The organism is Brevibacterium limosum, assembly GCF_011617705.1.
GTDB lineage: Bacteria > Actinomycetota > Actinomycetes > Actinomycetales > Brevibacteriaceae > Brevibacterium > Brevibacterium limosum.
In genome coordinates this window covers 3,294,471-3,306,821 of sequence record NZ_CP050154.1, presented here as the reverse complement: position 1 = coordinate 3,306,821, position 12,351 = coordinate 3,294,471, and the positions used below count along the sequence as shown (strand labels likewise).

General features: G+C 66.0%; 9 protein-coding genes. 3 read left to right on the top strand and 6 right to left on the bottom strand.

The window, feature by feature from the left end; genetic code table 11:
- Positions 1–10: 10 nt before the first annotated feature.
- A complete protein-coding gene (locus GUY37_RS14985; protein ID WP_166827178.1) occupies positions 11–622 on the bottom strand; it encodes a YigZ family protein in 612 nt (203 codons plus the stop codon).
- An 88-nt stretch (positions 623–710) separates the two neighbouring features.
- On the opposite strand from GUY37_RS14985, the gene GUY37_RS14980 reads away from it, so the two are divergent.
- Positions 711–2,075, top strand: a complete 1,365-nt coding sequence (locus GUY37_RS14980; protein ID WP_166827175.1) for an aspartate aminotransferase family protein — start codon at positions 711–713, stop codon at positions 2,073–2,075.
- 62 nt (positions 2,076–2,137) lie between these two features.
- On the opposite strand, the gene GUY37_RS14975 is transcribed toward GUY37_RS14980, so the two are convergent.
- The gene (locus tag GUY37_RS14975; protein ID WP_166827173.1) at positions 2,138–3,769 is read right to left on the bottom strand and encodes an amidohydrolase; all 1,632 of its coding nucleotides are present in this window, start codon (positions 3,767–3,769) and stop codon (positions 2,138–2,140) included.
- Positions 3,770–3,825: 56 nt separating this feature from the next.
- Positions 3,826–5,547: a thiamine pyrophosphate-dependent enzyme gene (locus GUY37_RS14970; protein WP_166827170.1), complete on the bottom strand. Its 1,722-nt coding sequence runs from the start codon at positions 5,545–5,547 to the stop codon at positions 3,826–3,828.
- Positions 5,548–5,867: 320 nt separating this feature from the next.
- Between GUY37_RS14970 and GUY37_RS14965 the strand changes: the two genes are divergently transcribed.
- Together GUY37_RS14965 and GUY37_RS14960 are read left to right on the top strand one after the other, a co-directional pair.
- A complete protein-coding gene (locus tag GUY37_RS14965; RefSeq protein WP_166829853.1) occupies positions 5,868–8,558 on the top strand; it encodes an aminotransferase class I/II-fold pyridoxal phosphate-dependent enzyme in 2,691 nt (896 codons plus the stop codon).
- Between the two features lie 24 nt (positions 8,559–8,582).
- Entirely contained in the window at positions 8,583–9,599 is a 1,017-nt protein-coding gene (locus GUY37_RS14960) for a proline racemase family protein (protein ID WP_166827167.1), read from the top strand.
- A gap of 23 nt (positions 9,600–9,622) precedes the next feature.
- Here the strand turns inward: GUY37_RS14960 and GUY37_RS14955 are convergent, their stop codons facing one another.
- The 3 genes from GUY37_RS14955 to GUY37_RS14945 all read right to left on the bottom strand — a co-directional run bounded on the left by GUY37_RS14955 (position 9,623) and on the right by GUY37_RS14945 (position 12,224).
- Positions 9,623–10,402, bottom strand: coding sequence for an amino acid ABC transporter ATP-binding protein (locus GUY37_RS14955; protein ID WP_407645365.1), 780 nt, complete (start codon positions 10,400–10,402; stop codon positions 9,623–9,625).
- Positions 10,402–11,196, bottom strand: coding sequence for an amino acid ABC transporter permease (locus GUY37_RS14950; RefSeq protein WP_166829848.1), 795 nt, complete (start codon positions 11,194–11,196; stop codon positions 10,402–10,404). The genes GUY37_RS14955 and GUY37_RS14950 overlap by 1 nt, the downstream gene beginning before the upstream one ends.
- Before the next feature lie 230 nt (positions 11,197–11,426).
- On the bottom strand, positions 11,427–12,224 hold the full coding sequence (locus GUY37_RS14945) for a transporter substrate-binding domain-containing protein (RefSeq protein WP_166827165.1): 798 nt from the start codon (positions 12,222–12,224) through the stop codon (positions 11,427–11,429).
- Positions 12,225–12,351 lie beyond the last annotated feature (127 nt).

Sequence of the window (12,351 nt, the reverse complement as noted above, 5' to 3'; positions counted from 1 at the left end):
AACTCGGATCTCACACCCACTCGACCTCACCGACCTCGGGCTCTGCCTGACCGGCCGTGAGGTCGGCGTACATCGCCACGGCCTCGGCCACCTCGGCGAGGGGGACGAGGACGTCGAGTCCCACCTCACCGCCGTAGTCGGCCCGCGTCGTCCATCCCCGGTTCCCGGCCGCCCGCTCCAGGGCGTTGGCCCGGGCGTAGTCGACGTGCGCGGACACGAGGACGCGCTCACGACGGGTGATGATCCGTGCCTCATCCACCGCCGCCGAGGTGGCCTGACCGTAAGCGCGCACGAGCCCGCCGGCCCCCAGCAGAGTGCCGCCGAAATACCGGGTGACGACGGCGACGACGAAGGTCAGATCATGGCCGGTGACGACATCGAGGATCGGGGCGCCCGCTGTGCCGGCCGGTTCCCCGTCGTCGCTGAAGCGCTGAGTGCGCGAATCCACATCGAGGACGAAGGCCGAACAGTGGTGGCGGGCCTTCGGATGCTCGGCCCTCGCGGCGGCGATGACGGACCGCGCCTCGGGCTCATCCGCGGCAGGGGAGAGACGAGTGAGGAACCGGGACTTCTTGATTTCGATCTCGGCCTCGACGGGGCTGACGATGGTCCGGTAAGACATGCTCGTCACTGTAGTCGAATGTGTTCTACCATGAGCCCACGGGCGCGGATTCCGCGCTCATCCCCGGTACTTCAGTGAAAGGGTGACAATGGTGCACCAGCCAGGCGACGCCGACCTCGCAGCGCTCAAGGACGAATCCGCCCGAGCCCGTGAACTCGACCACGCGCACGTCTTCCACTCGTGGTCGGCACAGCGACTCATCGACCCACCGACCGTCGCCCGCGCTCACGGGTCGACGGTCATCGACGGTGAGGGGCGGGAGTTCCTCGACTTCTCCTCGCAGCTGGTGAACACGAACATCGGCCACCAGCATCCGGCCGTCGTGCAGGCGATCAAGGACCAAGCCGATGTGCTGTGCACGATCAGCCCCGCCACCGTCAACGCGGCCCGCTCCGAGGCGGCACGCCTCATCACCGACCGAACCCCGGACGGCCTGAACAGGGTGTTCTTCACCAACGGCGGCGCGGATGCGAACGAGCACGCCATCCGCATGGCGCGTCTGCACACCGGGCGGACTAAGGTGCTCTCGCGCTACCGGTCCTACCATGGCGGAACCCAGACGGCCGTCAACGTCACCGGCGACCCGCGTCGGTGGGAGAACGAACACGGAGCGGCCGGCGTCGTCCACTTCTTCGGGCCCTTCCTCTACCGCTCGGAGTTCCACGCCGCCACCGAGGCCGAAGAGACCGAACGGGCGCTGCAGCATCTGCGTCGGACCATCGAGCTCGAGGGGCCGGCGACGATCGCTGCGATCATTCTCGAATCCATCCCCGGCACCGCCGGAATCATGATCCCCAGCCCCGAATACATGCAGGGCGTGCGGGCGCTGTGCGACGAGCACGGGATCGTGCTCATCGCCGATGAGGTGATGGCCGGGTTCGGACGATCGGGCAAGTGGTTCGCCTTCGAACACTTCGACATCGTCCCCGACCTCATCACCTTCGCCAAGGGCGTGAACTCCGGCTACGTCCCACTGGGCGGAGTCGTCATCAACGACGACGTCTTTGAGACCTTCGCCGAACGCGTCTACCCCGGCGGACTGACCTACTCCGGTCATCCGCTGGCGTGCGCGGCCGCAGTCGCGACGATCAACGCAATGGCCGACGAGGGCATGATCGAACACGCCGCCCATATCGGAGAGACGATCATCGGCCCCCGCCTGCAACAGATCGCGGAGAACTCGAAGCACGTCGGCGAGGTCCGCGGCACCGGAGCGTTCTGGGCGATCGAACTCGTCTGGGACAAGGAATCCAAGGAACCGCTGGCCCCCTACGGCGGAGGCTCCCCCGAGGTCGCCTCGGTGGTCGCGGCGCTGAAGGAACACGGCGTCATCCCGTTCAACAACTATCACCGCCTGCACGTGGTCCCGCCGATCAACATCAGCGAAGAGGACCTCGAACGCGGCCTCGGAGTCTTCGAGAAGGTCCTCACCGACCTCGACTTCCCCCGGTAGTTACTACCTGACGGCGGCCCAGCAACCTTGCGCGAGGTTGCTGGGCCGCCGTCAGGTAGCAATTAGGGGGTTTGGTGGGTGTAGTTGCCGCCCAAGATCGTGGCCTTGACGGGGATCTGTGCGATCTCGTCCGCTGCGACGTCGCCCGGGTGAGTCTCCAAGGCGACGAAGTCGGCGAGCTTGCCGCGGCTCAGCGTGCCCTTGTCCGCTCCCTGACCCGAGGCCTTCGCCGCCTCGACCGTGTAGGCGGCAATCGCCTCGTCGACGCTTAAGGCTTCGGCCGCCGAGCCCATGATGTCCCCGTCACGGGTCCTGCGGGTGACGTAGGCTTCGATTCCGCGCAGCACATTGCCGTCGGCGCACGGCCGGTCCGAGCTGCCGGCCATCGGCACACCCGCGTCGACGAACGATTTCGCACGGTAGATCAGGTGCCGCCGGTCCGGCCCGAGCGAGGCATTCATCCCGTCCCCGATGCCATCGGCGAACGCCGCCTGCGGGGTGACGACGATTCCGTGCTCGGCCAGAGTCGCCAGATGCTCGTCATGGACCAACGCGGCATGCTCGATCCGGTTGGGCACCGCCCGCCTGCCGTACCTCTTCTGCGCTTCGACGATATCGGCGACCGCCGCATCCACAGCGGCATCACCGATGGCATGAACGGCCAACGACCAGCCCGACGCATAGGTGTCGAGGATCTGCTGACGCAGCACCTCGGCGTCGTCCTGCAGGTAGCCCGGATGGTCCTTGCCCGCATAGTTCTCCCGCAGCGCCGCGGTCTCGCCGGACAGAGCTCCGTCCATGAAGAACTTCACGGGCCCGATCGAGATGTGATCATCGCCGAGGCCGGTGCGCAGTCCCGCATCGAGACCGATGCCGAACCCGTCGGCGGAGTTCGCCGCGATCGGGTGCAGCCCGTCGGCCTGCGGCATGAGCTGAGCCCGAGCCCGCAGCCTGCCCTCCTCCCGAGCCCGCAGGTAGGCGCTGATCTCGATGGGGGAGTGGCCGATCCAGCCGTAGGCGATTCCGCATTCGCCGAAGGACGTGATGCCTTCCTTCGCGTAATAGGCCGTCGCCAGATCGAGGGCGTCGACGACGGTGTCGAGCGAATACGGGCGGATGAGATCCTGCACCAGGGTCTGTGCCGTCTCTTCGATCAGCCCCGTGGGATGTCCGGCGGCGTCGCGCACGACCTTGCCGCCGACGGGTTCCTCGAAGCCGGGGTCCAGAATCCCGGCCCGGCGCATCGCTTCGGTGTTGACGATCGCGGCGTGACCGGACGTCTGCCGCATGAACAGGGGATGGTCCCCGGTGATCTCGTCGAGACGGGCCAGGTCCGGATACTGCCCGTCATAGTCACGGTGGGCATACCCCGTGGCTTCGATCCATTCCCCGAACGGAGTCGTCGCCGCGGCATTCTCGAGCGCCGCATACACATCGGGCAGACCGCCGGGCAGTGCCGTGACATCGACCGAGGCCAGGGTGAGACCGAACCACGTCGTGTGGCAGTGGACGTCGTTGAATCCCGGCAGCACCGTCGCTCCGCCCAAGGACTCGACCCGATCGGCGTCGATGCCGTCGAGCTCCTCGTCGAAGCCGATGATCCGGTTGCCCCAGACCCCGATCTTCTGCGCCCGCGGGCGCGTCGGGTCGAGAGTGTGTGCGTCGAGGTCGGTGAAGATCGCGTCGATTCTCATACGGTCACCTTAGTCAGATTCGAAAGACGTCCGCTCCGGCGTTCACGGCAAACCGTTCACGGCAGGCGCGCCCCGCGAACGGCCGGATCCGTGATGCAGTGGACGAGCGAGAGTCCCTTGTATGCCAGCGCCCGTTCGAACGCGTCACGGAAGTCCTCGGTGGCCTCGACGCGGATGCCGAGCCCTCCGAACGCCGTGGCCATGGCTGCGAAGTCCGGGTTCTGCAGTGCGGTGGCCGTGGCCCGGCCCGGGTATTCGCGGTCCTGATGGCCGCGGATCGTGCCGTAGACCGAATTGTCGTTGAGCACGACGGTGATGTCGGCGCCGTATTGGACGGCCGTGGCGATCTCCTGCCCGTTCATGAGGAAATCTCCATCGCCGGCGATGCAGAACACCGACCGTTCCGGGTGGACGAGCGCGGCGGCGACCGCGGCGGGCAGCCCGAATCCCATGGATCCGTTGCGCGGGCCCAGTGCCGAGGGGAACCCGTGCGTGGGCAGGAAGCGCGTGGCCCAGCCGGAGAAGTTCCCCGCTCCGTAGGTGATGATCGCGTCCTTGGCCAGCAGCTCCTTCACGTGGACGAATGCTTCGTCCATGTCGACATACCCCGCCGAGGCGGCCGACCCCGACGCTGCCACCTGCGGTCTCCGCCACGCCTCGAGCTCGGATCTGGCCTCGGCCACCCAGTCCGGCAGCGGCACGGCGTCCCCGGCCGCTTCGGACAGGGCGTCGCCGAGCGGCGGTTCATCGATCGACCCGTCGGAGGACACCGAATAGGTGCGGGTGCCCTCCTCGGTGAACAGGGATTGGGCGAACCGGCTGACCGAGGTGACGATGTGCTGGTCGAGGCGACCGAAGTGGCCGTGCGCATCGGCATCGGGGCCGATGACGACGGTGCGCTGGTCGACGCCGTTGCTGAACCCGTCGGTGGCCACATCGGTGCGGACACAGCCGAGATAGATGTGCAGGTCCGCCTCGGCGAGGGTGCGCATGGCCACGGGGGCGGCACCAAAGCCTAAGATGCCGAGGAAGTTCGGGCTGTCATGGTCGATGCCGTCGTAGGCGCGGAAGGTCCCGAGCACCCCGAGGCCGCGGTCGCGCGACCATTGGGCGATGCGCCGCGACGTCGACGGCGACCAGTCCTCCCCGCCGATGATGAGCACGGGGCGGTCGGCGGCGGCGATGCGGGCCCGCAGCTCCGTGACGTCACCGGCATACGGCGATGCCGAACCATGCACCCGCGGGGGAAGGACCGTCCCCGAACTGCGCTGGACGAGGACCTCTTCGGGCAGGCCGACGATGACGGGACCGGGCCGACCGGTCACGGCGGTGTGCATGGCGTCGACGACCACCTCGGCGGTCTTGTCGGGATCATCGAGGGTGAGAACCTTCTTCGCGGTCGAGGAGAACCAGCCCTCGAGATCGAATTCCTGGAAGGATTCGCGGCCCCGATGATCGGTGGGGATGAGCCCGACGAAGACGACGAGCGGGGTCGCGTCCTGGTAGGCGGTGTGGACGCCGACCTTGACGTTCGCCGCCCCCGGGCCACGCGTGACCATGGCGATTCCGGGCACCCCGGTCATCCGCCCCTCGGCGACGGCCATATACGCGGCACCGCCCTCCTGGCGGCAGACGATCGGGGTGATCGCCGAATCGCGGAGACCGTCGATGACATCGAGATACGACTCGCCGGGCACCAGATAGGTGCGAGCGACTCCGTGTGCTTCGAGTTCCTCGACGATGAGATGACCTGCAGAAAGAGACGCGGAGGTGTCCATACCCCATCCTTATCATCATTTTGCCTTCCGTGGTTGTCTCACGGGCCCACCACCGTGCCCATTCGCAACCGTGAGGTCGTATGATCGTGCAACAACGGAATCAGTACGGTCCGCCGGCTGAGCCCGTGAGCAGGAAATCCTCACCGAAGCGGGGTGAGGACTGAGACTGACAGCCAGGAGGCTCTCGCATGACCGGAATCGACTCCGACCAGGCAACGGCGCAGGAGTTTGAGGCCACCGACCTCGGCGGCGGCCGCAGGCACGGTCGAGCCGGGGCCCCGTCGACACCGCGCAGGGCGCAGCTCGAACGGGACCCGGGAATGCCGGCGAGCACCTGGCGGCTGCGCTCGGATGCGTGGGAGTACCTGAAGTTCGCGATCAAGCGGCTGGCCGTCAGCGGCGGGGACTTCTCGATGATCGCCGAAGACGGCGAGGTGTGGCGCTCGCTGCGCTCGCTGAAGACGATCGAACTCTATTGGGCCGGTTTCGGCCAGCGCTATGTCGAGGAGATCACCGACCTGCTCTCGAACGGCGAATTCGACCGGGCACATGACATGATCACCCGTGCGGTCAACCGGCTGCGCGGCACCACCGTGCCCGACACCGGTGAAGACGAGCTCACCGAGGATGAGCGCGCCGAACTCAAGGACCGACAGGACACCCGTCCCCGCTTCGAGGTCCTCATCGTCGATGAGACCACCGAAGGCGGCCGTGATGAGCTGCACACGGACCTGCTCAAACTCCGCAATGCCTCCGACCAGTTCATCTACGACTACGTGATCGTGCCCACCGCCGACGATGCGGTGGCGGCGGCACTGACGAACCCGAACCTGCTCGCCTGCGTCATCCGACCCGGATTCACGGACAACACCCGCGAGGTGCTCAGCCGCGACCTGCGCGATTCCATCGAGTTCGCGCACACCTCGACGAAGGAATCGCCGACGGCGCCGATGAGTCCGCTCAATTCGGTCCGCCGGGTGCTGCGGTTGGCCGACACTCTGGCGAATCTGCGTCCGGAGCTCGACCTCTACCTCATGGCCGGTGCGCATATCGAAAGCCTCGCCGGTGCCCTGACGCACCGGTTCCGTCGTGTGTTTCGCCGTGAGGACCAGTTCGAACTCCACCTGTCGCTGCTGCGCCGCATCCAGCACCTCTACGACACTCCGTTCTTCGACGCGATCCGTGAGCATGCCCGCCGCCCGGCCGGTGTCTTCCACGCCCTGCCCGTCTCCCGCGGCGGCTCCGTCGTCGGTTCGAAGTGGATCGGCGACTTCGTCGACTTCTACGGACTCAATCTGCTGTTGGCCGAATCCAGTGCCACCTCCGGTGAGCTCGATTCCCTGCTCGCTCCGGTGCATACGCTGAAGAAGGCGCAGGCGCTGGCCGCGCGCGCCTATGGTGCCAAACGCACGTACTTCGTCACGAACGGCACGTCGACGGCGAACAAGATCGTCCACCAGGCCGTCGTCTCACCCGACGAGGTCGTCATGGTCGACCGCAACTGCCACAAGTCCCACCACCATGCGCTCATGCTCACCGGTGCTCGCACCGCGTACCTCGAGGCGTACCCGCTCAACGATGTCGCCTTCTATGGGGCGGTGCCGCTGTCCAGGATCAAGCAGCTGCTGCTCGACTACCGGGCCGCCGGCCGCCTCGACGAGGTGCGGATGATCACCCTGACCAACTGCACCTTCGACGGAATCGTCTACGACCCCTACACGGTCATGTCCGAGTGCCTGGCGATCAAACCCGACCTCGTCTTCCTCTGGGACGAAGCCTGGTTCGCCTTCGCCCGGTTCCACCCGGTCACCCGCAAGCGCACCGCCATGGTCGCTGCAGAGACCCTGGAGGAGAACCTGTCCACCAACGCGCACGCCGCGGCGTACCGGGAGCAGCAGAAGCGCCTGTTCGATCCCGAGACCGGTGCCCCCGCCCCCGATTCGGTGTGGCTGGAGGAGGATCTGCTGCCGCCGCCGGATGCGACGATCCGCGTGTACGCGACTCAGTCGACGCACAAGACGCTGACCGCGCTGCGCCAGGGTTCGATGATCCACGTCTACGATCAGGAGTTCTCCTCCGGTGCCGAGGAGGCCTTCCACGAGGCGTATATGACCCACACGTCGACTTCGCCGAACTACCAGATCCTCGCGTCCCTCGATCTCGGTCGCAGGCAGGTGGAGATGGAGGGCTTCGCGCTCGTGCAGAAGCAGCTCGACCTGGCGATGAGCCTGTCCTCGGCGATCGCCAGGCATCCGCTGCTGAAGAAGACGTTCAAAGTGCTCACCGCTGCCGACCTCATTCCGGAGGAATACCGCGTCACCGAACGGACGATGCCGCTGCGCGATGGCCTGTCGACGATGTGGGACGCCTGGGTCCGCGACGAGTTCGTCGTCGATCCCAGCCGCATCACCGTCGAGATCTCGGGCACGGGAGTCGACGGGGACACGTTCAAGCACGAGCACCTCATGGACCGCTACGGCATCCAGGTGAATAAGACGAGCCGGAACACGGTGCTGTTCATGACGAACATCGGCACCTCACGCTCGGCCGTCGCCTACCTCATCGAGGTGCTGGTCAAACTGGCGGGGATGTTCAATGATCCGCACGAGCTCCATGAACAGGATGCGCTGACCGAACCCGCAGCGGTGATGCCTCCGCTGCCGGACTTCAGTGCCTTCGCCCCCGACTATGCCGCCGAGGTTCCTGCTGAGGATCCGTCGAAGCAGCTGCCCGACGGCGACCTGCGCACGGCCTACTATGCGGGTCTGCGCCGGCAGAACATCGAGCATGTGCTCCCGCATGAGCTGCGACGCCGCGTCGAGAACGGGCAACAGCCGGTCTCGGCCGGATTCGTCACCCCGTATCCGCCAGGGTTCCCGGTGCTCGTGCCCGGACAGGTCATCACCGCCGAGGTGCTCGACTTCATGTCGGCGCTCGACACCCGTGAGATCCACGGCTTCGACTCCCGCCAGGGCTACCGCGTCATCCTCAAGGACGTTCTGGAGAGCTGAGCGAGAAAGGCGAGGCGAGGGACAATGCGCACCAACCGTCTCATCCAGACAGTCGAAGCCCACACCGAGGGGCTGCCCGTGCGTGTCGTCACCGGCGGAGTCGGAGCATTCCCCGGTGAGTCGATGGCCGAACGTCGTGAATGGTTCATCGAGAACTCCGACGACCTGCGGACCTTCCTCATGTGCGAACCGCGCGGCCACGGGTGGCTCTCGGGTGCGATCCTGCAGCCGCCGACCCGTGCCGACGCGGACTGGGGAGTGCTCTTCATCGAGGTGACCGGGGTGCTGCCGATGTGCGGAGCCGGCACGATCGCGGTCGCGACCGTCCTCGTCGAGACGGGAATGGTGCCGGTCGTCGAACCCGTCACGACTGTGCGTTTGGATGCCCCGATCGGGCTCATCACCGCCGAGGTGGCCGTCCGGGACGGTCACGCCGAGGCGGTCACGATCATCAACGTTCCCTCCTATGCGCACGCGCTCGACCAGTCCGTCGAGGTGCCCGGGCGGGGGAGGATCGCCTGCGACATCGGGTTCGGCGGGAACTTCTACGCCTTCGTCTCCGCCGAGGAGGTCGGCATCCCGTTCGAGCGCGAGCGCGGCGACGACTTCATCGCTGCCGGTCGTGAGATCATGGCCGCAGTCAACGAGCAGCTTGACCCGGTGCATCCGGACACCGGCTACCGCGGCTGCGAGCACGTCGTGTTTCTGACGCCGCCGACGGAGCCCGGGCCGAGGGGTGACGTACCGGATGCCCGCCACGTCCTCATCAATCACCCCGGGTGGCTGGACCGTTCGCCCGGCGGCACTGGGACGAGCGCGCTCATGGCCGTCCGGCACGCCCGCGGGCAGTTGGGACTGAATACGGATTTCGTCAATGAGTGCTTCATCGGCACCACTTTCACCGGCCGCCTCATCAAGGAGACGACCGTGGGCGAACACGTGGCCGTGGTGCCGGCGATCACCGGCAGCGCCTGGCTGACCGCGACCTCGCAGTTCATGCTCGACCCGAGTGATCCCTTCCCCGCCGGCTTCACTCTCTGAGCCCGCGGTCGACCGGCTGTCCGCTATCCCAGCTGTCCGGGATTGAGCACGCGGGAGAGGAAGTCCTTCGTCCGCTGCTCCTGGGGATTGCCGATGACATCCTTGGCAGGTCCTTCCTCGACGACGACTCCGCCGTCCATGAAGACCACGCGGTCGGCGACCTGCCGGGCGAACTCCATCTCGTGGGTGACGACGACCATCGTCATTCCCGCCTCGGCGAGGTTGCGCATGACCTGGAGGACGTCTCCGACGGTCTCCGGGTCCAGCGCCGAGGTGGGCTCGTCGAAGAGCATGACGTCGGGGTCCATGCTCAGTGCCCGGGCGATGGCCACGCGCTGCTGCTGCCCGCCGGAGAGCGATCCCGGCTTGGCCTCCATCTTCTCGGAGAGCCCGACCTTCGCGAGGTTCGTCTCGGCGACCTTGTTCGCTTCGGCCTTCGAACGACGCAGCACCTTGGTCTGGGCGATCGTGAGGTTCTCCCGCACCGTGAGGTGGCCGAAGAGGTTGAAGGACTGGAAGACCATGCCGATGCGGGTGCGGGCAGCGTCGATGTCGAGGTCCAGATCGGTCATGTCCATGCCGTCGACGACGATCGAGCCGCCGCTAGGAGTCTCGAGCGTATTGATGCAGCGCAGCATCGTCGACTTGCCCGAGCCCGAGGGTCCGATGACGCAGACGACCTCGCCCTTGTCGACGTCGAGACTGATATCGGTGAGGACCTTGTTCGCCCCGAAGCTCTTCTGCAGGTTCCGAATCGCGATGATCGGGGTCTTCGTCGACGAATACGAGGTGGTGGCAGTCATCATTTCACTCCTGAATCGGCGGAACCGTACTTCTTCTCCAACACCCGCGAAAGATACGACAGCGGGACCGTGATGATGAGATAGCAGACCGCGATGACGATGAACGGGGTGAGATTCGCGGTGTTGACGATCTCTGCTCGGCCGAGGGCGGCGAGCTCACGGCCGTCGACCGACGAGCCGAGGATGTAGGCCAGGGAGGAGTCCTTGGTCAGCAGGATGAGCTCGTTCGTCAGCGGCGGCAGAATGATGCGCATGGCCTGCGGCAGGACGATCGTGAACATTGCGCGCGACGAGGACATGCCCAAAGACCGGGCGGCTTCGATCTGCCCTTTCGGCACTGCCTGGATGCCGGCGCGGATCGTCTCGGCCATATACGCCGAGGACACGAGGCCGAGGGCGATCATGATGATGACGAGCTGCGGGAGGATGAACCCGGGGAAGGCGACGGGCAATCCGAAACCCATGACGAGGAAGACGACGAGGGCCGGCAGACCGCGGAAGAACTCGATGTAGATCGTCGCCAGCCAGCGGTAGACGCCGACCGAGGACAAGCGCATCAGCGCGACGACGAGAGCGATCGCCAGGCCGAGAGCGAAGCCGAGGACGGTGAAGACGACTGTGTTCTTCAGCGCTCCCGTGATGACGTCGGGGAACATGCCGACGGCGATGTCGAATCGTCCGAACGTGTCGATGAAGGTCGGCCAATCGGCGACCAGCGCGATGATGATCGCGATGACGACGAGAACGGCGTATTGGATGCCGCGGGAGAGCTTCGCCTTCTGGCGTTTGCTCATCTTGGCTTTCGGGGTGGCGGTTGCGACGGGAACGGCGGGGTCGGTCGGGCGGCCGTCCTCTCGCGCATGGGGAACTGACATGGGTGTTGTCCTTCGAAAACGGTGGCGGGGATGCCCGCCGAGATGCATGCCGTGAGCGGCAGTTGGGCTCAGGCGAGGCGGTCGGGCTCAGCCGAACGGGCGGTCTGCTGCAACGCTGTCGTCGCAGCAGACCGCCCATTCAGGCGCGATCACTTAGGGGCGTCGCCGAACCACTTCTCGTAGATCTTGTCGTACTCGCCGTTCTCCTTGATCTCGGCGAGAGTATCGTCCACGGCCTTCTTCATCTCCGAATTGCCCTTCTTCATCGAGATGCCGTAGTGCTCATCGGTCTTGATGTCGAAGCCGACCGCAAAGCCCTTGTTCTCGGCGTTGTAGTTATACAGCACGCCGTTGTCGTTGATGACGGCATCGACCTGACCGGTCTTGAGCGCCTCGAGCGAAAGCGGCAGGTCCTCATAGGTGACGACCTCGGAATCCTTGAAGTGCTCGGTCGCGTAGTCCAGGCCGGTGGTGCCTGCCTGCGCTGCGATTCTGAAGCCCTTGAGGCCCGCCTCGTCCTTCGCAGTCTTGTCCGCCTTCGTCAGGATCGCCTGGTTCGCGTCGAAGTACGGCTCGGAGAAGTCCGCAGCCTCTTCGCGCTTCGGCTGGATCGTCGTCGCCGCAGCCGCGACATCGCATTTGTTCTGGTTGAACTCCGCACCCGAGGTGATCGTCTCGAAGGAGGTGTTGATGATCTCCTGTTCGACGCCGAGCTTCTTCGCCACGGCATCGACGATGTCGACGTCGAAGCCGACGACCTCGCCGTCCTTCTCGAACTGGAAGGGCTGGTAGGACAGGTGGGTGCAGGTGGTCAGCTTGCCTTCCTTGACCAAGGGGACTCCGCCCTCGGCGGTCGCTGCAGGTTCGGAATCGCCTCCGCCGCCGCAGGCGGACAGGGCGAGCATGGCGCCGACGGCCACAATGGCCAGGCTCGAGCGTCGTTTCATGGTTCCTCCAGGAGATCGGTGACGGCCTCGTCACGCAAACGGATTGCCCGGACATCCGTGTCTGGGCAGTGTCTGAGAGGAATCCTACCGTGAACTGGGTCACACCCACGGCGCTTCGATGATCGCC

Excerpts from the sequence above, each read along its gene's own strand:
- GUY37_RS14975 (WP_166827173.1), bottom strand. The coding sequence starts at position 3,769 with ATGAGAATCGACGCGATCTTCACCGACCTCGACGCACACACTCTCGAC.
- GUY37_RS14945 (WP_166827165.1), bottom strand. The coding sequence starts at position 12,224 with ATGAAACGACGCTCGAGCCTGGCCATTGTGGCCGTCGGCGCCATGCTC.
- GUY37_RS14985 (WP_166827178.1), bottom strand. The coding sequence starts at position 622 with ATGTCTTACCGGACCATCGTCAGCCCCGTCGAGGCCGAGATCGAAATC.
- GUY37_RS14955 (WP_407645365.1), bottom strand. The coding sequence starts at position 10,402 with ATGACTGCCACCACCTCGTATTCGTCGACGAAGACCCCGATCATCGCG.
- GUY37_RS14965 (WP_166829853.1), top strand. The coding sequence starts at position 5,868 with ATGCCGGCGAGCACCTGGCGGCTGCGCTCGGATGCGTGGGAGTACCTG.
- GUY37_RS14980 (WP_166827175.1), top strand. The coding sequence starts at position 711 with ATGGTGCACCAGCCAGGCGACGCCGACCTCGCAGCGCTCAAGGACGAA.
- GUY37_RS14950 (WP_166829848.1), bottom strand. The coding sequence starts at position 11,196 with ATGAGCAAACGCCAGAAGGCGAAGCTCTCCCGCGGCATCCAATACGCC.
- GUY37_RS14970 (WP_166827170.1), bottom strand. The coding sequence starts at position 5,547 with ATGGACACCTCCGCGTCTCTTTCTGCAGGTCATCTCATCGTCGAGGAA.
- GUY37_RS14960 (WP_166827167.1), top strand. The coding sequence starts at position 8,583 with ATGCGCACCAACCGTCTCATCCAGACAGTCGAAGCCCACACCGAGGGG.